Below are 22,735 nucleotides of genomic sequence, written 5' to 3'. Positions count from 1 at the left end.
GATTTTCCGCAATATGCCTCGGGGCTCTTGTGAGCGGTGAGCCTCACCATGGAAGCGGACGGCCTGTCCGAATTGACGGGAAGCAGATTTTGGACGCCTCACGATCGACATATGACCGTCTTCTGAACCGGATTTCGACGCGTGCCGCGCACGTCGGCGTGATCGGACTGGGCTATGTGGGGCTGCCGCTGGCGGTTGCGATCGCACGCGCCGGCTTCCCGGTTTCCGGCTTCGACATCGAACCCCAAAAGGTCGAGAGCCTGAACAACGGCCAATCCTACATCGAGGCGGTGACGTCGCCAGCCCTTGCCGGCCAGGTGGCGAGCGGACGGTTCCGCGCCACTGCGGATTTTGCCGAACTGGCCGTCTGCGATGTCATCATCATCTGCGTTCCGACACCACTGACGAAACACCGCGAGCCGGATCTCTCCTTTGTCAGGAATACGGCAGGCACCATCGCGAAGCATCTGCGTCTCGGCCAGCTGATCGTGCTGGAATCGACCACCTATCCCGGCACCACCGACGACGTGATCAAGCCCATCCTGGAAAAAACCGGCTTGCGGTCGAGGATAGATTTCTTCCTCGGCTTCTCGCCCGAACGCGAGGATCCCGGCAACCGCAGCTTTGAAGTCGCGACGATCCCCAAGGTCGTGGCAGGTGACGGCACTGAAGCGGCGATGCTCGTGCAGGCTTTCTACCATGGCGTGGTCAAGACCGTCGTTCCGGTTTCCACCACGGCAACCGCCGAGGCGGTCAAGCTGACGGAAAACATCTTCCGCTCGGTCAACATAGCCCTCGTCAACGAGTTGAAGGTCGTGCTCGGTGCGATGGGAATCGACATCTGGGAGGTGATCGAGGCGGCAAAGACCAAGCCGTTCGGCTATATGCCTTTCTATCCTGGCCCTGGACTTGGCGGGCACTGCGTTCCGATCGATCCTTTCTACCTGACGTGGAAGGCGCGCGAATACGAACTGCCGACCCGCTTCATCGAGCTGGCGGCAGAGATCAACACGGCCATGCCGCGTCATGTGGTCGATGAACTGGCGAAGGCGCTGGACCGGCGCTGCGGCAAGGCGCTCAGCCGCTCGCGCATTCTCATCATCGGGCTTGCCTATAAGAAGAATGTGCCCGACATCCGCGAAAGCCCCTCATTGCGGCTCATTGAACTCATCGAGGAATGGGGCGGCAAGGCGGAATTCCACGATCCGCATGTTACCGAAATCCCGACCACACGGGAGCATATGGCGATCAAGGGGCGTCGCTCGGTCGAATTGACCGAGGTGGCCCTGAAGGATTTCGACGCTGTCGTCGTTGCAACCGACCACGACGCGATCGACTATCAGGCGCTCGCGGATCACGCCCTACTGATCGTCGACACACGCAATATTTTTGGCCGCCTCGGGCTAGCCCGAGAGACGGTGGTGAAGGCCTGACGGCGTCCGAGCCGGCGAATTTGTGGCGGATCAAGGAGATTTCGAGATAGCATGAGCACAGCGCAAGCAGAAATTTCTGCCATTCTCATGGATAAGGTTGCCGATTGGCTGACGCAATCGGCGTTGGCGGGCGACGACCTGGAAACATTGGTAAGGGGCTTTTGTGAACGGCTGGCTGCTGCCGGCCTGCCGTTGAAGCGGGTGCATTTGAGCTTTTCGATGCTTCATCCGCTTTATGACGCGCTCGGCTTCACCTGGCTCCGCGGCCAGGGCCTGGAAGTGGAAGGCTTCCGCAAGGAGAACGGCGTTCATTCCGACAGATTCCTGACCAGCCCATACTACCATCTGCTCAGCCACAAGCTCGACCATCTGCGGCGCCGGCTCGACCCGTCGGTGCCGTCGGAATTTCCTGTTTTCGATGACCTCAAGCTGATGGGCGTCACCGATTACATGGCTTTCGTCCATCCCTTCAGCGGCAACACCAGTCAGGGCATGATCGGGTCTTGGTCCACCGACAGTGCCGCAGGCTTCAGCGACAGCATGATTGCGGCGCTGCTGCGCATCCAGAACCATCTCGCTATCGCAACCAAGATGGCCGTGCTCACCAAGCTTGCCGACAACATGATGACCACTTATCTCGGCGGCGACGCCGGCAGGCGCGTGCTCGACGGCCAGATCAAGCGCGGCGAGGGTGATACAATCCGGGCGGCACTGGTCATGGGCGACATGCGCGGGTCGTCAAGACTTGCCGAAACCTCCGGCCGCGAAGTCTATATCGATACGCTGAACCAGTTTTTCGATGCCGCTGCTGCACCTTTCAATCGCAAGGGCGGGCAGATCATGAGTTTCATAGGGGATGGCTTCATTGCCGTTTACCCTTGCGCAAGGCACCGTTCACAGTCTGAGATCGCCTGCCAGGCCGCTCTTGCAGCAGCGCACAAGGCCACCGCGCGGATGATGGATCTCAATCTGCGCAGAAAGCAGCAGGGATTGAGCGACATAAACTATGGTATCGGCCTGCATGTCGGCAATGTGATGTTCGGCAATGTCGGGCTTACCGACCGGCTCACATTCTCCGTCTTCGGCTCGGCTGTAAACGAGGTCCAGCGCCTCCAGACCCTGACCAAGAAATATCCGCACAGCGTTCTCGCCAGCAAAGACTTCGCCAGCTATTGCGGCGCCAACAACTGGCTGGCGCTCGGCATGGAGGAACTGGCGGGCATCAGGCAGAAGCTAACGGTGCTTTCACCCGATTTGACGGGTGCTCTCTCGCTCGACGAAGACGGTGCGGTGGAGCCGATTTACGACCGAATATCGGACGCCGAGCAGGTCATGCTGCTTCATCGCAATGCCGCGCGGCCGTCCGCGGGCGACCCGAGGAAGCTCCAGTAAACCGCCACGATCTGATCCGAACGCGTTTGGTATGCAGTCCGATCGCCGGTTCCGCCAGGGAACTGGCGACTGTTCGAATCCAAGTTGCTCTAGGCTGGCAATGCGCTAGTCTCGCCTTCTGGAGCGGCCAGAGTGGGGGCTGGTGTGAGAATGAATTTGGGCGTTGATCTGCTTCGGATCGAGGATGTTGGCATCTCTTTTGCCATTATAGGGGGACCGTTGCATGCCGTCAGGCGTGCGAATCTTCGCGTCTTGCCCGGCAAGGTTACCGCGCTTGTGGGCGAGTCCGGTTCCGGAAAATCGGTTCTCAGCCAGGCTGTGATGGGCATTTTGCCGAACACAGCCCATGTTCGCGGCCGTATCCTGTTTTCCGATCCTGAAAAGCCCGGCACGACGCAGGATATCCTGCAGATGCCGCGTGACGGACCCGAAATCCGGGCGTTGAGAGGCAGCCGCATCGGCAAAATATTTCAGGAGCCGATGACATCACTGTCGCCGCTGCATACGATCGGCAATCAGGTCAGCGAATCCCTGCAGATTCATACGCCCACGGCTCGGGTGGAGCGCAAGGCGCGGACCGAGGAAATGCTCGGACTTGTCGGCTTTCCCAACCCCAAGCGCGCCTATGACATGTATCCCTTTGAACTTTCGGGAGGATTGCGTCAACGCGCCATGATCGCCATGGCGCTTATCTGCCGGCCCGCCCTGTTGATCGCCGACGAGCCGACAACGGCGTTGGACGTCACCATCCAGGCGCAAATCCTGCAATTGCTGCGCGAGCTTCAGACGAAGCTGAACATGGCGATGCTGCTGATCACGCACGACCTTGGCGTCGTCGCCAATGTCGCCGACGAGGTGGTGGTCATGTACCATGGCGAGATCATGGAAGCGGGACCTGTGGAGGCGATATTCCGCCGGCCGGGCCACCCTTACCTGAAGGGCCTGATGGCCGCCGTTCCGCATTTCGACTTGAAGCCCGGCGAAAGGCTAAAGGCGCTCCGCGAGGTGCCGGTGAATGTCGGGAACCTGCTCGGCAAGCAGACGGCGCCGGCATCGAAGGGGCCGGACGATCTCCTGCTGTCGGTCAGGGATATGACAAAGACTTTCACGATCCGCAAGTCCGGATGGTTCGGCGGAGGTCATCAAACCTCTGTTCGCGCCGTGGACGGCGTGAGCTTTGATATCAGGCGGGGCGAGTGCCTGGGTCTTGTCGGCGAAAGCGGCTCCGGCAAAACCACCGTCAGCAAGGTCCTCATGCGGGCTGTCACCCCTAGCGGCGGCTCTGTGATCTTCAACGGCCGCGATGGTCCGATCGACGTCTTGAAAGCCGAGGGAGACGCTCTGCGCATGCTGCGCGCGAAAATCCAGATGGTCTTCCAGGATCCGGTTTCGTCGCTTTCACCTCGCATGACGGTGGAGAACATTTTGAGCGAGCCGCTGGAAATCCATCAACGTGGCAATGCCGCGTCCCGACTCGCCACGGTCAAGAACCTGATGCAGGCAATCGGACTCGACCCGCGCTTCATAAAGCGTTATCCGCACAGTTTCTCCGGCGGACAGCGTCAGCGTATCGGCATCGCGCGCGCGTTGGCGCTGGGGCCTGAACTCCTGATCTGCGACGAGCCAGTTTCGGCACTCGATGTCTCTGTCCAGGCGCAGATCCTGAATCTTCTGAAGGACCTGCAGAAGGAACTGGGCCTGACCTACCTGTTCATATCCCACAACCTGGCGGTGGTGGACTACATGGCAGACCGCATCGCGGTGATGTGCGGCGGGCGTATCGTCGAGCTAGCGCCGCGCGAAATTCTGCTTAGGAAACCGGTCCACCCCTACACGCGCTCACTGGTCGCCGCAGTCCCTTTCCCCGATCTCGACAGGCCGATGGATTTCAAGACTCTGAAGCTCAGCGGCGCTTCCGATACCAGCGCATGGGGACCGCAATTCCGCGACCAGGGCGACGAGGACATGCTGTCGCCGCTCGATCTTGGCGGCGGCCACCTCGTGCTGGCGCGACGTTCGGCCGATGTCAGCGAGCTACGCCATTGATCAGCCGGCGCACCGTCCTTGGACTCATGGCTTCGGCATTTCTGCCGGGCACGTTGCGCGCCGGCGATCTGGAGCCGGAATTTCTTCAGCCGCAGCTGAAGGCCAGGGCGCTGCCGGCACTCGCCGAACGCCTGCCCAAGCGCCCGCGCGCGTTGAATCTCGCTGCGATGGGCCGGCAGCCCGGCCAATATGGCGGCACGCTGCGCACGATCATCGGCAGCCAGAAAGATATCCGGATGATGACGATCTACGGGTACGCTCGCCTGGTCGGCTATGACGAAAAGCTTAACCTGCAAGCCGACATTCTCGAAAGTTTCGATGTAGCGGATGATCGTGTCTTCACTTTCAAGATACGAGAAGGACATAAATGGTCTGACGGTAGCCTGCTGACGTCGGAGGATTTTCGCTATTGCTGGGAAGATGTCTGGCTGAACGATGAGCTTTCGCAAGGCGGGCTCGCCCCGGCCCTGCTGGCGGACGGCAAGCCGCCACGCTTCGAAATCGTCGATCCGTTGACGGTCCGCTACAGTTGGGATGCGCCCAATCCCGACTTCCTGCCCAAGCTCGCCGCTGCTTCGCCCCTATCGCTTGTTCTGCCGGCCGCCTATCTCAAGCAGTTCCACAAGAAATACCAGGATCCATTCCGGCTCGCCGGTTTAATGAAGGAGAACCGGGCCAAGAAATGGACGCTCTTGCATATCCGCATGTCGCGGCAATATCGCCCGGAGAACCCGGAACTGCCGACGCTCGATCCCTGGCAGAACCGGACCAAGCCGCCGGCTGAGCAGTTCGTCTTCGAGCGGAACCCGTTCTTTCATCGAATAGACGAGAATGGCCGGCAACTGCCCTATGTCGACCGGATAGTCATGAACGTCAGCTCGTCGGCGATCATTTCCGCCAAGACCGGTGCGGGCGAGAGCGACTTGCAAGGCATGGGAATTGACTTCACCGATTACGCCTTCCTGAAGGATGCGGAGAAGCGCTACCCGGTGAAGATGCATCTCTGGAAACGCACACAAGGTTCGCGGCTGGCGCTGCTGCCCAATCTGAATTGTGCCGACCAGGTGTGGCGCGGCCTTTTTCGTGACGTGCGCGTGCGCCGCGCACTTTCGCTCGCTGTGGACAGGCGCGAGATCAATTTGGCCGTGTTCTACGGGTTGGCGCAGGAAAGTGCCGATACGGTCCTGCCGGAGAGCCCGCTCTACCGGCCGGAATTCGCGAAAGCCTGGGTCGCCCATGATCCCGACCAGGCCAATGCCCTGCTCGACGAGGTCGGGCTTCAGGCGCGTGACGATGACGGCCTGCGGATACTTCCCGACGGACGCCCGGCGCAGCTCGTAGTGGAAACGGCCGGCGAAAGCACGCTGGAAACCGACGCGCTCGAGCTCATCACTGATCACTGGCGCAAGATCGGCATCGCTCTGTTCATCCGGACTTCGCAGCGCGACATCTTCCGCAGCCGCGCGCTTGGTGGCCAGATCATGATGTCGATGTGGTCGGGCATCGACAATGGCGTGCCGACCGCCGACATGAACCCCTACCAACTGGCCCCCACCGTCGACGACCAGCTGCAATGGCCGCTCTGGGGTGCTCACTACTTGTCCCGTGGCAAGGTCGGCGAAGCGCCCGATCTTCCGCCCGTGGTCGAGTTGATGGATTTACTCAAGCGCTGGAACGCATCGACCGAAGCCACGGAGCGCGCCGAGATCTGGAATTCAATGCTGTCGATCTATACCGATCAGGTGTTTTCGATCGGCACGGTGAACGGAACGCATCAGCCGGTTCTGGCATCCTCGCGGCTGCGCAATCTGCCCGACAAGGCGCTTTACGGCTACGACCCGACCGCCTATTTCGGTGTCTATATGCCGGATACATTCTGGCTTGGAGAGTCCTGAGCGTGCTTCGATATTTGGTCTGGCGCATCGCCGTGATGGTTCCAACGCTGCTGGTCATATCGGCACTGGTGTTCACGATCATCGAACTTCCCCCAGGCGACTATTTCGACAGCTATGTTGCCGAGCTTCGGGCTCAGGGCGAAGCGGTGGATTCCGATCGCATCGAGATGATGCGCAAGGAATATGGTTTCGATAAGCCACCGGTCATTCGCTACTTCTACTGGGTCGGCGGGATGCTGCACGGCGATTTCGGCTATTCCTTCGAATATGAGCTGCCGGTTCGCGACGTCGTCGGGGACCGAATGTGGCTGACGGTGCTGGTTTCCTTCGTCACGATCATCTTCACCTGGCTCATTGCCTTTCCGATCGGCATGTACTCCGCCACGCATCAATACAGCTGGGGCGACTACGGCCTGACTTTCTTCGGCCTTCTCGGCCTTGCGATTCCGAACTTCATGCTGGCGCTGATCCTGATGTATTTCGCCAACATCTGGTTCGGCACGTCCATCGGCCACCTCATGGACCAGCAATATCTCGGCGAGCCGATGAGCTGGGCCAAGGCGAAGTCGATCCTCGCCCATCTCTGGATCCCGGTCTTGATCATCGGCACCGGGGGCACGGCAAGCATGATCCGGCGGCTGCGCGCCAATCTGCTCGATGAGCTGCATAAGCAATATGTCGTGACCGCGCGCGCCAAAGGCCTTCATCCCTTCAGGGCGCTGGTCAAATATCCGCTGCGCATGGCGCTCAATTTCTTCATTTCGGATATCGGCTCTATCCTGCCGGCCATCATCTCCGGTGCCGAAATCACGGCGATCGTGCTGTCTTTGGAAACGACCGGGCCGATGCTGATCAAGGCGCTGCAAAGCCAGGACATGTATCTCGCAGGGTCGTTCCTGATGTTCCTCGCCTTCCTGACGGTCATCGGCGTCCTGATTTCCGACCTGGCGCTGGCGCTACTTGATCCGCGAATTCGTTTGCAAGGCGGCAGCACCAAATGAACACGCAATCGCCGCTGCCCGCTCCGGGTGCCCCACTGCAACACTACGTTTCCATCGAGCCCTTTGACCTGCAGTCGGTCGAGGCGATGACGCCGGAGCAGGAGAAGGTCTTTCAGGCGTCGCAGCTGCGGCTGATGTGGTGGAAATTCCGCCGGCACCGGCTTGCCCTTGTATCCGGCATATTCCTGGCAACGCTTTATTTCGGGATACTGATCTGCGAGTTCCTGGCGCCCTACGATCTGCACACGCGCAACATGGACTACATCTATTCGCCGCCGCAACGGGTGCACCTGTTCCACAACGGCCAGTTCGTCGGGCCGTTCGTCTATGGCCGCCAGATGACGCTGGATATGGACACGCTCAAGCGGAACTACATCGAGCAACAGGATGATGTTCAGCGGATCCGTTTCTTCTGCAAGGGCGACAAGTACCGGTTCTGGGGCCTGATCGAAGGTGACAGGCATTTTGTCTGCCCCGCCGAAAACGGCCAGCTCTTTCTGGCCGGCACTGACAGGCTGGGGCGCGATGTGCTCTCGCGCATCATCTATGGCGCACGCATTTCACTGACAATAGGCCTCGTCGGCATCAGTTTCAGTTTCCTGCTCGGCATTGTCATCGGCGGACTGGCCGGCTATCACGGCGGTATCTTCGATCTGATCGTTCAACGGATAATCGAAGTTCTGCAATCGATCCCCAGCATTCCGCTATGGCTGGCTCTGGCGGCGATCATGCCGATAACCTGGAGTCCGATCCTGATCTATTTCGGCATTACCGTCATCCTCGGGCTGCTCGACTGGACCGGACTGGCGCGGGCCGTGCGTTCGAAGCTTCTAGCCTTGCGCGAGGAGGATTACGTTCTGGCTGCGCAATTGATGGGTGCCAGAAGCAGCCGCATTATACGGCGGCATCTCATCCCCGGCTTCATGTCGCATCTGATCGCGACGGCAACGATCTCCATACCCGGCATGATCCTGGGCGAGACAGCGCTGAGCTTCCTCGGGCTCGGCCTGAGGGCGCCGATAACCAGCTGGGGCATCCTGCTCACCGAGGCGCGCAGCGTCAGCGTGATCGCGTTCTATCCATGGCTGCTTTTACCGATGCTCCCCGTCGTTCTCGTCATCTTGGCGTTCAACTTCCTCGGCGATGGGTTGCGGGACGCCGCGGACCCCTACAAGTGACATCACCATACCGCCGCGCGCCGCGCCGCCGACTCCACCCGGTATGATCCTTGTCGGCAGCCTGTTCGCTTGTTGCAGTGTTCATCGTTCGCCTCTACACGCGGCAAGACTCGATCGGGGGTTAACACGTCGCCTCTGGTTTCAGCCGCGAAACGCTCTGGTCGGGGGCAGTTGATTTCGTGGACTTGTTCAGGAGATACAATCGCGCATGAGTCGCCTCGACAGTTTCATCCGGAGGATGACCGCACAGCGCGACATACTCGATCATGTCTGCGCCGAGGTGGCGAAGATAGAGGGCCCCGTGCTCGAGCTCGGCCTCGGTAATGGCCGGACGTTCCACCATTTGCGCGAGCGCCTGCCCGGACGCCGGATCATAGCGTTCGACCGCGCACTTGCCGCACACGCCAGCTCAATTCCCGAAGCTGAAAACCTCGTGCTCGGCGAAATACGCGAGACGGCGAGCAGGTTCATTGGCATCGACGCCGCCCTTGTTCATGCCGACATCGGCACCGGCTATGAAGATCGCGATGCAGTGATCTCTACCTGGCTTCCCGATCTGACCGCGCGCCTACTTCGCGTCGGCGGCATCGCGGTCAGCGGCACGCCGCTCGATCACCCGCAGTTGCAACGCCTCCCGCCGCCACCTTCGGTTCCCGCCGATCGTTATTTTATCTATAGGCGTGTGTGAGGGGCCGGGACGAGCCAAATCTTCAGGGCCAAGCCTTCAGGGGCCGAACCTTCAGGGGATCGTGTATACTGCTATCTCCCGGTCAATGCCGCGCAGCGAGACCTCGTGGGGCACGGGCGTCAGCGCATTCCTGTGCAAGAGATCAGCGGTGAGATTGTCGTCGACCACCGCTCGAGTGGCGAAGATCGCCTGTGCGTTGGCAAGGTTCTGGACCCGCGAAGCAATGTTGACCGTCTGGCCGAAATAGTCCTGTCGCTCATTCATAGACACGGCGATGCAGGGGCCGGCATGGACTCCGATCTTGAGCAGCAGATCCTCGCGCCCGCTCTTGTCGTTGAGCGTACGCATGGCATCGCGCATCCTGAGGGCTGCAGCGATCGCACGATCGGGCGTCGCGAAGGTCGCCATCACCGCATCACCGATCGTCTTCACCACCGCGCCTGCCTCCGCCGTGACGATCTCGTGCAGAACCTGGAAATGCTCGCGTACGAGATCGAAGGCTGAAAGGTCGCCCACCCGCTCGTAAAGCTCGGTCGATCCGCGCAGGTCGGTGAACAGGAACGTCAGGCTGGTGATCTTCAGGCGCTGGTTGATGTCGAGTGTATCCGTGCGATAGAGATCGCGGAACGTCTGGTTGGTGAGCAGGCGCTTGGCGGTCAGGAAGGGCCGGCGTTTTCCCAGGAAATCATGCAATGCCTGGCTGGCGATGAAGACCGTCGGCAGCACGCGGGTGTCGGTCCGGTTTTCCAGCGAAATGCGCAACGGGCCGGGTTGCATCTCCAGCGTCTGGTTCTGGACATGGTCGCGGTCGAAAACCAAAGAGAGGCTCCGGCGCTCCTTTGTTGGTTCGCCCTTCCCGTCGATGAACTGCGCCGAGTGGGTGACCGGCTCGAAGACGATGATGAATTCGGACGGAAGCTGTATGGGCAGAACCGCCTTTTCACCGGGCGCAAGCTCGATATCCTCCAGCGAGAACGTTTCCATCTTTTCCGCGAAATGCTCTTCCGGCAGATCGACGCCGGACGCCCAGTAGATCTGGCGGAAATATTCCGCCACCGGCAGTTCGTGTGGATTGTGGGCGGCAATCCTGCGCACGCGGGGACTGACGGTGAATGTCACCTCGACCATCTCGTCGAGGGTCGGCGAATAGCCCTCGGAGCACAGCGCGCAGGTGTATTCGTCCTTTTGCAGGGTTTTCAGCGTGGCGTTGGTGTCGAGGACGCCGCCACAGCCGGGGCACAGAACATTCCAGGAAATGTCGAAGATGCCCACCCGCGCGGCATGGAGAAAGGCGCTTATTGCGCGCTCCTCGTCGAGGCCATGCTTGCTGGCGAAGGCTGGCGCATTGATGCGGCAAAGTTCGCGGTCCTCGCCCTCCGCGATGGTTCGCTTGATCGCGTCGATCGCCTGTGGATCGACATCGGCCGATTGTCGCAGAAGTGAGAACAGATCCTGAGCTTCGTTCATTGTGCAGGCTCCGGAAAATGCACCCCGTGGCGTTTTGACCGGACCGGTCTTTGGTCCGAATGCTCCATCTTACTTCGAAACGAACCGTGCGGCCATTCGAATGGATAAGCCTGGTGACCGTTCACTTAGGCCGATTTTAACCGGCCGCAAGCAGCATTATATGGTCCATGGAGCCTTCATCTTTGGGATTTTCTCCCATGCCGACATCCGACAATCCGCCATTTCCCGCGACCCTGCGCCTTTTCTCTGCGGTCGTCATCATCGTCCTGATCGTAGGCGCCGGCCTGTTTTTCGTGCCTGTTCTGGTCAAACCGGGCTGGCCTTGGGCCGTCACGCCGTTCAATGCGCGCTTTCTCGGCGGCTTCTACACCGCCGAAATGGTCGTGATGGCGGCGCTGCTGGTCTGGAATCGCTGGTCGCCCGGCAGGCTCGTGCTCGTCATGGCCTTCATCTTCACCGTCATCGTGTCGGTGGCTTCGTTCATCAATCTCGGCTATTTCAACTTCGAGCGCAAAGCGCCCTGGCTGTGGTTTTTGGTCTATCTTGCTTCGGTCGCGGTATCCGGGCTGTTCCTGTGGCGGGCCAGAGCCCGTCCTTCTGCGAAAGGCGTGATCTTAAATCCCGCATGGCGCGGCTACATGCCGGTGGAATCCGCGATCCTTGGGCTCTATGGCATCGGCCTGTTGCTGTTTCCCCTGACATTCAGTGGCATCTGGCCATGGCCGATCGATGCCTTCCACGCTCAGGTCTACAGCGCAATCTTCCTCGCCGGTGCGGGCGGTATATATCTCGTCTGGAGAAGCGCGCCGCGCGAGGAGCTCGGGTTGGCACAGTTTCTGGTTGGCCTGCTTGCCATCCTCGGCGTCGTCATCACCGACGCTGCGGTGCACCGGATCGACTGGACGGCGATCGGGACATTGTGCTGGCTCACGCTTTTCGGCTGGATCGGCATCAGCGGCGTCTTCAAACTCTACGCCGCCTCCCGGTATTTCAGCTCGCAATCGGCATCATAGGTTGAGAGACGGCTGGATTTTCAGGTGGCGTCCGGTGCATCGTACCGGGCCGATTGCCTTCGCCGGGAACGCCATGACCAGCACGACGTCGCCACCCTCCGAGAAAAGCCAGCCGCTGCTCCGGTCCGTCCGGCCAAGCGATGCAGAGGCGCTTTGCGCTATTTTCAACATGCCGGGCTTCCGCCAGGGCACGCTCAGGATGCCTTTCGAGATGGTGGAGCAGGTGGCGCGGCGCATCGCCAAGTCCGGCCCGGAAACCACCTGGATCGTTGCCGAGCTGGACGGCAAGGTCGTCGGCCACGGCAGCCTGGTCGTGCAGGGTTCACCCCGCCGTTCGCACATCGGCGAGATCAATATCGGCCTTGACGATGCCTTTGTCGGCAAAGGTATCGGCTCTGCCATACTTGGCGCGCTGCTTGACGTGGCCGACAACTGGCGCGCCCTGAAGCGAGTCGAATTGACCGTCTATGCCGACAACGAACCGGCCCTCCGTCTCTACAAGAGCCACGGCTTTGAGATCGAAGGCCGGCATGTGAAGGCCGGCTTTACCGACGGGCAGTACCACGATCTCCTGAGCATGGCCCGGCTGCGGTTCTAAGATCCGCCGTTTGCCTTAGCTGTTTAGCCAATCTGACAATTCGTGCCGAGTCAGCGAACAGGGCTGCATCCACCAAGTCTGCTCTCGCTTGGCGTTTACACCGCAAGCGGCTAGACGGGACCAATGACCGCCGTCTTTGATCCAACCCCTACCCCTCCGCCGGAAATTCTGGCTGTGCTGTCGCTGCTCTGCCCGGAGGTCGTGCGCGACATCGAGCAGAACTGGAATGCACCGGTTTCCGATTACGCCCGCCATCTGTGGCGGCCGGTGGCAAGGCCTGCATCGGGCCCGGCGATCGCTGCCCGCTCGATCCTGCGCGAAGTCCTGCATCAGCGACTCGATAGGATTATGCGGCCTGAGGAGATCGGCAAAGCCCTCGACGAGTTCGAGCACAGACCGGTGATTCAGTCCGGCCTGCACTGCCTGCTTCTGATGGACCGGATCACCTTCGATGCCCTCCTGCTTGCCTGGCTCGGCGCGGTCGAAAACGGGCTGGCGGCCTTCGTCGGCTTCATGGGAGCGACGATGACCATGGAGACAGTTGGCCGGGAGGGGCCGGGATGGCTCGATGTCGGCGACGACAAGGTCAACCTGTTTGGGATGGGGCGCCACAAACTGTGCCGCAAAAGCGCCTGCGTGGCCGGTCCCGTCTCCCTCAACAAGCGCGCGCTCGAAGCGGTGGGCGATGAAACGGATGCCAGCCGCTGGCTGGGCACACTGCTTGCCAGCCAGGACAAGGTGTTTGAAACCGCCGCCGATGCGCTGACTGCCCTGAACCAGGATCTGGTCGCCAATTGGGATCGTGCCGGCATGGCCCTGCCGGTTTTCATCGATGATCGGGCCGCCGCGGCTGCCATGGCGCGGCATCTGGAATATGACGGCGGCCTTCTTTCCAGACTGCTCATTGAACCCGCAAGACGCCAGCGTCTCGAACGTGCCTGGCAAGAGGCCGCATCGAGCCCATTTGGCAGATTCCTGCCCAATGCCACGGACTATTTCTGGGGCATTCGCGAGGAGCGCGTGCGCAAACTCGTTCTCGAGAACGGGCACCTGATCGAGCCCGACAGGCCGCAAGGTCTTTCCATCCCGTTCGAGCGGCCGTATCTCAGGCAGGCGCTGCTGGACGGCGTGCTGCTGCCGAACTTGTTCCTGACGTTCCTCGTCCTTGCCATATTGCCGCGCGCGCGGGTCGTGGGGGGCCTAAGACAGATTGGCTATGTAGCGCTTTTCCACTCGATCCTTCTGGCCGCGCTAGACGAAAACGCGCCGGAAGAGCGCGATCTGGCTGCGGAGCTGCAGGTTCGGGAAAATGCCTGGGGCATGCGGGTCATCGATGAAAAGATCTCAGTCCGCGAGCAGCTTGCCGGCCTGCCGGAAGGAGCGCTCTTCCCGGACCTGCTCCGGCAATACCGATTGCGGACATTTGCCGAGACGACCGGCGATCTAAAACTGGTTCGCGAAAACGCCAGATGGCGCAAGATCGGCCAGGCAGAGATCAAGCCGACCTGAGCCTAAGTCACAACCGCAAGCTGACAGCGAGCCAACCGTTGCATCAAGAGGTCATACGTAGCGCTCTGCCACCGGACCCACACGGATGGCTCGATGCCCATTTTGCGCTGCCGCTTGCTCGTCGACGGCTATCGGTGCATCCTTGTGAATAGCCTGGCCGTGCAGTGCGGGCGAGATCACGCCGTCACGGCCACTAGTGAGGTCTTGTTCGATGGACTGCTCGGGCTGCGGTTTCGAGATTGAGGGCGGTTACGCCTTCTGTCCGAGGTGTGGCAGGCGCCAGCCCGTGCCATGCGCCAGTTGCGGCTACACCTGCGCACCTGATTTCGAGTTCTGTCCGAAATGTGGGGCAAGCGTCGGTGCGCCCGCAAAAGCCGTCGAACGGCCTGCTCCGGCACCAAGCCGGACCATTGTGCCGCCTTCTCGAACTCCGTCGCTGCTTCCGAACATCGAAAGCGAAGAAGGGCTGCATCCCGTCTCCGACGCCGATCGCCGGACGGTAACGGTCCTGTTCGCCGACCTTTGCGGCTTCACGACACTCAGCGAGCAGCTCGACCCCGAGGTCATGCAAGCGCTGCAGAATAAACTGTTCAAGGAATTGACGGCGGCCGTGCGAAACTTTGGTGGTTTCGTCGACAAATTCATCGGCGATGCACTGCTCGCTTTGTTCGGTGCGCCGGTCGCGCATGAGGACGATCCGGAACGTGCGCTTCGCGCCGCTCTCGACATGATCGCCCGGACGGCGCGGCTCGGCGAAAGCACCCCCCACTCCGGCTCGCCTCTGTTACTCCACATCGGCATAAACACTGGTCCGGTCGTTACTGGCGGATTGGGCATCGGCACCGCCAGATCCTATTCGGTGACCGGCGACACAGTGAATACGGCGCAACGCCTGCAATCGCTGGCCGCACCGGGTGAGGTGCTGGTAGGCGAGCTCACTCACAGGCTGACCCGGCATGCCTTCTCTTACGAGTCGCTCGGTGATGTCGTGTTTCGCGGCAAAGCTGGCAGCGTGCTCGTCCATCGACTGGACGCACCGCTAGCGGTGCCGCGTGCAGCGCGCGGGCTAGAGGCGCTCGGCCTCAGTGCGCCACTAATAGGTCGTGGTGCGGAGCTCAATAGAATGATGGCGAGCCTTGACCAGGCGTGCGGCGGCTCGGCCCAACTTGTCCGCCTCGTCGGAGAAGCCGGCATCGGGAAATCGCGGCTGGTGAAGGAGTTCGTCGCCCGCGTCGGCGACGAGGAGCGTTTTCGCAACGTCGTCGTGCGGCAGGCCACGTGCTCACCGCTGGGCGAACAATCTTTTGGCGCCTTGGGCGCCGTGGTGCGCAGCGCTGCCGGGATGATGCAAAACGACAATGGGGACGAAATGCGGGGGAAGCTCGCAGGCTTGCTTGCCGATCTCGGCCTGCAGGGCGAGGAGGCGAAGCGGCTGATGCCTTTGCTCTATCATGTGCTCGGCCTTGGCGACCCCGATGCCACCTTGCAGCATGTCGAGCCTGAGCAGTTGCGGCGGCAAATTCTCTACGCGGTCCGCACAATCATCGAACGGCGGCTTGCGTTGTCGCCGCTGTTGATTGTCGTCGAAGACCTGCACTGGGCCGACGCCGTGTCGCTAGAGGCACTACGTTTCGTAATGGACAGGTTAGAACGCACGCGGTTGATGTTGCTGGTAACGCATCGTCCGGCGCCGGACAACGACCAGCTCGACTCAAGTCGGGTCAGTCACACAGCGCTCAGGCTTCCGCCGCTCAATAGTGATGACGGACGCAGGCTGCTCGCGGCGCTTTTCGGCGAGAGCTGGGTAAACTCCGCAGGAGGGCTTCTCGATCAGATCCTCGAGCGCGCGGGCGGCAACCCCCTTTTTGTAGAGGAGATCGTTCGCGGCCTTATCGATCGCGGTGTACTGATGCGAGAGGGCCAGCGATGGCGGACTGTGGCCGGCGAAGTCGCAACCGGCATCCCCGCCACTATCCAGGCGATGTTGCTTGCCCGCGTCGACCGGCTGCCCCCAGAGGTGCGCCGGTTGGCCCAGGAGGCTGCGGTAATCGGCCCGCGCTTCGACGCCACACTTCTGAAATCCGTGACGGCCGACCCCGGCCGGCTTGAAGCCGGCTGCGAACTGCTTTGCGATGCGGAAATTATCGAGGAAGTTGCCGGATCAGGCTCGGTCTCGTCGCAAAGCTACCGCTTTACGCAAACATTGCTGCAGGACGTGATCTACCAGAATCTGCTCCTGCAACGCCGGACCGACATCCACGGGCGGGTCGGTGCTGCCTTGGAGCAACTGTGCGGCGACAAGCCGGAACGGCTCGAGGATTTGACCGTGCTCGGTCATCATTTCGCACAGAGCGCCGAGCGGGAGAAGGGCGCGCATTACCTGCAGGCGGCAGGCGATCGCGCTCGCATGATATACGCCAACGACGACGCCCTTCGTTTCTACGAGCGAGCACTGACAGCATTGGAAGCGATCGGGCAAACACCGCTCAAACTGGCAATTGCAGAGCGCATTGCCGATTTGAGCGGCCCGGCAGGCCGCCGCGAGGTCGCGCACCACCACTACGAGACAGTGTTGCAGGCATACCGCGAATCGGCCAATCGCGTCGCCTCGGCGCGAGTTTTGCGTAAGATCGGTCGGCTGCTCTGGGACGTCGGCAAGCGGGACAAGGCAGAACCCTGCTATGCTGAGGCGGCAGCGCTCCTCGATGGGGCGGATGCCCCGATCGAGCAGGCGCATCTGTGGCAAGAACGTGGCCGACAGGCGTTCCGTAGCGGAGATCACGCTCTCGCGGCAAAATGGGCAGACGCGGCGCTGGATTGCGTACGCAATCTGACAACGGAGCATGTCTCCGAGGTTGGGTGTGATGCCACTCTTGTGACCGCCGAGGCACTCAATACCAAGGCTGTCGCGCTGGCTCGCCTCGGGCGAAACCGTGAGGCCGTGCGTCAGATTGAGCGTAGCATTGAATTGGCCGAAGCCGCCGGTCTGCTGGGCGCGGCTTGCCGCGGCTACACCAATCTCGGCGTGCTATACACGACCATCGATCCGGCACAGGCGATGGAGGTCTGTCGGCGCGGTCTTGAAGTGGCGCGCCGTATTGGTGATTTGGGTTTCCAGGCGCGCCTCCTCGCCAATCTGGCGGTCGCTTGTTGTACTTTCACGGATCGCTGTCCAACGGAGGGCGTGCCTGCTGCCGAGAAGGCCATCGAGATCGACCGGGCGCTCGACCAGCGCGAGCACCTGCCGGTGCCGTTGATCGTGCTTGGGCAGATCCATCAGTGCAACGGCCGTCCGGACCTGGCCGTTGGTTTGTTCCACGAAGCACTGGACGTAGCCCGCGAAACGGGCGAACCCCAACTGCTGTTTCCGTGCTATGATGGTCTTGCAACGCTTAATCTCGACCTCGACAATCTGGCCGAGGCCGAACGCTACTTTTCCCTGGCGCAGGGTATTTGCGCCCAGCACGGGCTCGACCCGGAAGCGCTCGTGGTGCTGCCTTTTCTCGACTAGCCGGGGTTGGAGGTTGGAAATGTCCGCGCGTAGTGACTTGGTGCCGCTTCAACCGGGCGACCGTGCGCCGAACGTGGTACTCGACGCCATTACCCAGGAAGGCAAGATCGCGCTTGACGACTTTCGCGGACAAAAACCGGTGCTGGTCGGCCTGTTTCGAGGTCTGCATTGTGCGTTTTGCCGGCGCCATATCGCCGCCCAGGCGCGGCTTGATCCGGAGCTGCGCGAAAAGGGCGTGGAGAGCCTGACGGTGGTCAACACGCCGATCGAACGGGCGCGTCTCTATTTCCGTTACCATCCGATGCCGAATCTGCTTGCGGCCTCCGACCCTGAACGCGCTTCACATCGTGCTTTTGGACTGCCCAATCTCGAATTCACCCAAAACGAGACGAACTGGCCGTACAAGGTCTCGATGGCAGCGGCAAAGGATATGCGGGTCGACATACCAGGCGAGTTGCCCGGTCCTATGGATCCTCTTGAGGCCAGCGAAATCCTCAACAAGAAGGACCATTACGAACTGACCGAAGCCGACGAGCAGATGATAGCAACGGGACACGGACAATTGATCGGTCAGTTCCTGCTGGACCGGCAAGGGATCGTCCGCTGGAGCTTCACGGAGGTTCCAGAGGGCGGGCGATACATGTTTGGGGCGCCAAGCCCGCAGGAGCTGATGTCAGCCGTGTCCCAAGTCGCCCAATAGACTTGCGAACGAGGTAAGCGGAACGGGACGCTGAACAAAAGGCGGAACCAACTTGTTACAAATCTAGACACTGACAAGTTCACGGTTCATGCGAGCACGGCCTCGACAACCGCAACAAAGTCATCGAGCGAACGATCCCCACGAATCTCGATGCGCGGAAGGTCGATGGGATCGCAATCGAGGTCCGCCGGCCCGTGTCTGCCGCCGAAGCCGATTCGATAGCCGCACTCCTTGGCCAGCCTGCCAAGCCGTCGGTCGGTGACTGAGAAGGGTGCCGCGAACGCCGCGGTTGGCCGACCGGTCCACCGTTCGATGAACATACGAGAGCGCAGAAGCTCGGCGGCCAAGTCAGAGCTCGACAGACCATCGATCGCGCGATGCGTCGCCAGATGGCTTCCGAAGAAGGCGCCTTCGCCGGCGAGGCGTCGCACCGTCCCGGCGTCCATAAGTGGCGTCGGCGGGCCGCTGTAGGCGTCCCACTGTGCACTTTTACCCACCAAGTCCGTCACCAGGAACACTTCCGCGGTCAGGTCGTTCGCGCGCAGGGTCGGCCAGGCATGGTCGGCAAAGTTCTGGAAGCCGTCATCGAAGGTGATGAGCACTGGGCGGCCAACGAAAGGCTGACGGTTGGCAATGAACCATTCCAGCTGCTCGGAGCTAATCGCGTGAAAGCCATTGGCGCGCAGCCATGTCATTTGGCTGGCGAATGCGGCGGGCGTGAGCCGAAAACGGGCGAGCGCGGCCGGACCTTCATCGGAGACGCTGTGATACATGAGGACAGGGATACGCTGCCGCCGCTCGCTACGTGCGACGTCGCGGCGCAAGGCCCGCGCCCCGCCCCAGACGATTTTTCGCGCGACCCCCATATCGATGCGCGCGCGGATTGGCACATGATCAATGACTGGTTCCGTCGCCACGTCACCTGGTGACAGGCGGCGGAAGCGGTCTATGCGATAGAGCTCGGTCTGGATCGATTGCTCGAGGACAAGACCTGCGGTCCCTGCCAGCGTCTCCGAGATCGCTTGTGCACCGAATGTGTTCCAGTCGAAGCCCGTCCTCTCAGGATTGTCACGTAGCACGAATGCGTGTGCGCTGATGAAGCTGCCGCCAGGCGCCAATGCCTCAACGACTTTCTTGGCGAAGCGTTGCAACTCGGCGAGATCATCCAGGTAGTAGAGCACTTCCGAACAGAAGATCAGATCCATCTCACCCGGCAGCGTATCCGCCGTGAAATCCAGTACGCCGAACTCAACATTCGGCTGATCGCCGCATCGCGCGCGCGCCCGCTCGATGGCTATGGCGGAGATGTCAGTTGCGGTCAAATGGCTCACGCGCGGCGCCAGTTGCCGCGTGAAGTGGCCTTCCGCACAGGCCAGCTCAAGCGCCCGTCCAATGGGACCGGCAGGCAGAATTTCGAGCTGCCGCTCATATTTCTCCTGCTCATAGGACGAACCGTAATTCCAGGGATCCTCGGTCGCGAAATAGCCATTCCAGAACGACGTGCGATCCTTGTCGTGCCTGGCCCGTGCGCGGCGCAGCGCCGGGGGAGGCTCCGCAGGTTCGGCGCTCGACCGAACCAGCTCCCGCGCTTCCTCGGCGAATTGGGCGAGTTTGCCGAAGTGACTGTCCGGATCGGACCGGCCTTCAAGCCGCTCAGGGGGCACGACATTCAGGATCAATTCGATCCAATAATCCCTTGTCACTGTCCCAAGTACGCCGAATTGCACGACAGCCTCGATCTGGCCATCCATCATCAGGTAGGCATAGATTTGATCGATTCCTTGCGGAAGTTCGACCGTGGTCGGATTTCGCGCGTCGACACGAATTCCAAGTGTCCGCGCCAGCCTGCGCGGCGCGGCGAGATCGTCGACGTCGAGCAGCATTTGCTCAAGATGGTACTGGACGCGGCGAGCCGCGTCGGGATTGTTCCAGACCTTGCCGAGTTCGATGATCAACTCGGTGAGGGAGCCGCCGAACCTGTCCCACCTGGCAGCCAATTGCGCTGGCACCGACAGGCTTCCGACCGCTAGGCCATCGAAGATCACCTTGGCGATCTCTCGCGCCCATTTGCGTCCTGGCGGGAGGGCGCGCAGGGACTGCGGGTTGATCGAGCGCGAGCCGCTGCCGCAATCCGACGCGGCGTTCCACAACGCGAACCACGCGAGTGCCTCGGAGGCGGTGCCGCCGTTCGCCTCGATCGCTCCATTGGCGTGAGCCGACGCCGGGTGTTTGACCCTGGGATCGGCGGAAAAGCCGCGGGCGATCACGATTTCAGCATCTGCCAGCATCTGCGTCGAACTGCGGCTGAGCGCGTTGGGGCTGGTCCGATAGAAAGCGAGCGGCTCATCGACCATCACCCAATTTTTGCCCAGACGTGCGAGGCGCTGCCACAGGTCCCAGTCCTCGCAGGTGCGCAGCGACACATCGAAACCGCCCAACTCGACAATTGTCTCCCGGTCGACCAGCAGCGCGTGAATGGCGATGGCACGTCTGCGGGCGAATGTCTCGAAGGGCTGAATCGCAACCTCCGTTGCGATGCTCGACGGGGTGAGTTCGCCATCGGGCATCTCGCGCCGGGAACCGCAATAGGCGGCCACTGCATCGGGAACGGATTTCAGTGCGGCCAGCATTTTTGCGAGGAAGCTGGCATCCACCCAATCGTCGGCATCCAGAAACATGAGCCAGCGGCCGCGCGCTGTCGAAATCCCGCTATTGCGCGCGCCGGCGGCGCTATACGCGCAAGACCTCAACGTCCGAAATCGGGCATCGTGCTCTACATAACCGGCGATGATCGAGGGGGTGCGGTCCATGGAGGCGTCGTCGACGATGATCGCCTCCCAATCCACTATTTCCTGATCGAGAAGGCAATCGAGTGCGCGCGCGAGCGTTACCTCCGCGTTGTGCGCAGGAACCACGATTGAAACCAAGGGATCACGCGCCACGCCGTCTTACCCGCGCCCGGTTCGAAGGCACAACAAGACGCGTTGATCTTTCTTGGCGTAGGTCGTCACAATCCACGCCGATCAGTCCGTCGACCCATCGTCCATCACCCTATATTCAGTATCTGGTAGGTCTGCCTGCCGGCAAGCGTTGTGCCGACGGTTTGCTCGGCATTGAAAATCGGTACCATACCGCCTTGCGGTAGCATTGTCCTGGATCATCGAGCTTTCGTTTTCTTCGGCAAGAGTCGGCGAATGTCAAAACCAGATAATGGCATCGGCTGGCAGCACTGCGCTGTCAAGATAAGGGCGAATTAGAGGCGGGCAAAAAAGACTTGAACACAGGCTGAATGGCAGCGCGCATGCCCGACGGCTTGGAGCTGAGGTCGATGCGCCAGGGCATCTCCGCTCTCGCATTTCATCTGCAAAAAGATGATCGCGGGCGAAGACACGAGCGCAAGCTGATCCGGATCGAGCCGCATGTCGAAATCTATCCGAAAGGGGACGCACGAACCGACTTGAGCCGAGAAAATTCCGGCTTGCGGGTCGGCTATTTTGCTGACATGTTTATCAGTTTCTAAATTAGCGCTGTGGCAATGTCAAAAGAAGGGGCATGGGATGGCCAAGGAATCTTCGAGTACCGCTTCTTCGGCAAATAAAGCGGACGCAAATCTGACAAGTAATGCAGACGGAAGCGGGCTGAACTTCATGGCGGGCCAGGCTCGCGAGAGCGGGCCTCCCGGCGACGCTGTAGGTGTCGACAAGATACGTGATCTGCTGTTCGGCAACCAGATGCAGGACTATGACCGCCGCTTTTCCAAGCTTGAAGAACGGGTCTTGCAGCGCTTCAAGGATGTCGAATCCGAGGCCAAGCGCAATCTTGAAATGTACGAGTCAAATGCAAAGAAGCAGGTCGACTCGCTTGCGGCGCAATTGCGGAACGAAAAAGACGCGCGAGCCGACGCCGATAAGGAGATTGATCGGAATCTTCGCGAGCAAAATCAGGCGCTCGAAAAGCAGGTGCGCGCGTTGTCGGATCAGTTGAGCGAGCTTGAGCGGGAAGTTGCGGACCGGATAAATCGAAACGATCATTTGCTGCGTGAGGAAATCAAGCAAAAGAATGAAAGCATTCAGATGCTGATGGAGAAAATGTTTTCCGATCTTGGCAATGTCAAGACTGACCGAAATCTTTTGGCTGGCCTGTTTGTCGAGGTTGCAAAATGTCTAAATCAGGATCCCGTCGGCAGCAAGAACAACTCGGAGCGTACCTGGAAAGTGAGTTGATGGGAACTTGACGTCGACTGTCGACCCAATCAGCCTCCCTAAAAGAGCGGCTTCGAACGATACAGAGATTGATCGCGAGGC

Annotated in this window: 16 protein-coding genes; 14 read left to right on the top strand and 2 right to left on the bottom strand. The window is 60.8% G+C overall.

Annotated elements, in window-relative coordinates:
- Window positions 1–89 precede the first annotated feature (89 nt).
- The 7 genes from NKH98_RS01825 to NKH98_RS01795 all read left to right on the top strand — a co-directional run bounded on the left by NKH98_RS01825 (window position 90) and on the right by NKH98_RS01795 (window position 9,633).
- Window positions 90–1,433 carry a nucleotide sugar dehydrogenase gene (locus NKH98_RS01825; protein WP_352896232.1) on the top strand — a complete coding sequence of 448 codons (1,344 nt, stop codon included), beginning with the start codon at window positions 90–92 and terminating at the stop codon, window positions 1,431–1,433.
- A 51-nt stretch (window positions 1,434–1,484) separates the two neighbouring features.
- Entirely contained in the window at window positions 1,485–2,825 is a 1,341-nt protein-coding gene (locus tag NKH98_RS01820; RefSeq protein ID WP_352475782.1) for an adenylate/guanylate cyclase domain-containing protein, read from the top strand.
- 150 nt (window positions 2,826–2,975) lie between these two features.
- Entirely contained in the window at window positions 2,976–4,871 is a 1,896-nt protein-coding gene (locus tag NKH98_RS01815; protein WP_254818873.1) for an ABC transporter ATP-binding protein, read from the top strand.
- Complete coding sequence (locus NKH98_RS01810) at window positions 4,868–6,766, top strand: ABC transporter substrate-binding protein (protein WP_352801166.1); 1,899 nt, start codon at window positions 4,868–4,870, stop codon at window positions 6,764–6,766. Before NKH98_RS01815 ends, NKH98_RS01810 begins: the two co-directional genes overlap by 4 nt.
- Before the next feature lie 2 nt (window positions 6,767–6,768).
- Window positions 6,769–7,767, top strand: a complete 999-nt coding sequence (locus tag NKH98_RS01805; protein WP_254818875.1) for an ABC transporter permease — start codon at window positions 6,769–6,771, stop codon at window positions 7,765–7,767.
- The gene (locus NKH98_RS01800) at window positions 7,764–8,945 is read left to right on the top strand and encodes an ABC transporter permease (RefSeq protein WP_254818876.1); all 1,182 of its coding nucleotides are present in this window, start codon (window positions 7,764–7,766) and stop codon (window positions 8,943–8,945) included. Before NKH98_RS01805 ends, NKH98_RS01800 begins: the two co-directional genes overlap by 4 nt.
- 208 nt (window positions 8,946–9,153) lie before the next feature.
- A complete protein-coding gene (locus NKH98_RS01795; protein ID WP_352801162.1) occupies window positions 9,154–9,633 on the top strand; it encodes a class I SAM-dependent methyltransferase in 480 nt (159 codons plus the stop codon).
- 51 nt (window positions 9,634–9,684) lie between these two features.
- Here the strand turns inward: NKH98_RS01795 and NKH98_RS01790 are convergent, their stop codons facing one another.
- Complete coding sequence (locus tag NKH98_RS01790) at window positions 9,685–11,100, bottom strand: adenylate/guanylate cyclase domain-containing protein (RefSeq protein WP_352896226.1); 1,416 nt, start codon at window positions 11,098–11,100, stop codon at window positions 9,685–9,687.
- Window positions 11,101–11,297: 197 nt separating this feature from the next.
- Here NKH98_RS01790 and NKH98_RS01785 point away from each other — a divergent pair, with 197 nt between their 5' ends.
- From NKH98_RS01785 to NKH98_RS01765, 5 genes are all read left to right on the top strand, one after another.
- Complete coding sequence (locus NKH98_RS01785; protein WP_352896223.1) at window positions 11,298–12,113, top strand: hypothetical protein; 816 nt, start codon at window positions 11,298–11,300, stop codon at window positions 12,111–12,113.
- Between the two features lie 73 nt (window positions 12,114–12,186).
- Complete coding sequence (locus NKH98_RS01780) at window positions 12,187–12,711, top strand: GNAT family N-acetyltransferase (protein WP_302895874.1); 525 nt, start codon at window positions 12,187–12,189, stop codon at window positions 12,709–12,711.
- A gap of 123 nt (window positions 12,712–12,834) precedes the next feature.
- Window positions 12,835–14,220, top strand: coding sequence for a hypothetical protein (locus tag NKH98_RS01775; RefSeq protein ID WP_352896221.1), 1,386 nt, complete (start codon window positions 12,835–12,837; stop codon window positions 14,218–14,220).
- Window positions 14,221–14,431: 211 nt separating this feature from the next.
- The gene (locus tag NKH98_RS01770) at window positions 14,432–17,731 is read left to right on the top strand and encodes an ATP-binding protein (RefSeq protein ID WP_352896218.1); all 3,300 of its coding nucleotides are present in this window, start codon (window positions 14,432–14,434) and stop codon (window positions 17,729–17,731) included.
- A 19-nt stretch (window positions 17,732–17,750) separates the two neighbouring features.
- Window positions 17,751–18,431, top strand: a complete 681-nt coding sequence (locus NKH98_RS01765) for a redoxin domain-containing protein (protein WP_254818884.1) — start codon at window positions 17,751–17,753, stop codon at window positions 18,429–18,431.
- An 86-nt stretch (window positions 18,432–18,517) separates the two neighbouring features.
- Here NKH98_RS01765 and NKH98_RS01760 read toward each other — a convergent pair whose 3' ends face one another.
- Entirely contained in the window at window positions 18,518–21,373 is a 2,856-nt protein-coding gene (locus NKH98_RS01760) for a trifunctional glycosyltransferase/class I SAM-dependent methyltransferase/polysaccharide deacetylase (protein ID WP_352896215.1), read from the bottom strand.
- 386 nt (window positions 21,374–21,759) lie between these two features.
- On the opposite strand from NKH98_RS01760, the gene NKH98_RS01755 reads away from it, so the two are divergent.
- Both NKH98_RS01755 and NKH98_RS01750 read left to right on the top strand, forming a co-directional pair.
- Complete coding sequence (locus NKH98_RS01755; RefSeq protein ID WP_352896212.1) at window positions 21,760–21,951, top strand: hypothetical protein; 192 nt, start codon at window positions 21,760–21,762, stop codon at window positions 21,949–21,951.
- A gap of 37 nt (window positions 21,952–21,988) precedes the next feature.
- Window positions 21,989–22,654 carry a DUF3450 domain-containing protein gene (locus NKH98_RS01750; RefSeq protein ID WP_352506856.1) on the top strand — a complete coding sequence of 222 codons (666 nt, stop codon included), beginning with the start codon at window positions 21,989–21,991 and terminating at the stop codon, window positions 22,652–22,654.
- Window positions 22,655–22,735: the final 81 nt, after the last annotated feature.

The organism is Mesorhizobium sp. M0833 (assembly GCF_040319905.1).
Taxonomy (GTDB): Bacteria; Pseudomonadota; Alphaproteobacteria; order Rhizobiales; family Rhizobiaceae; genus Mesorhizobium.
This window is presented reverse-complemented; position numbering and strand designations above follow the sequence as displayed.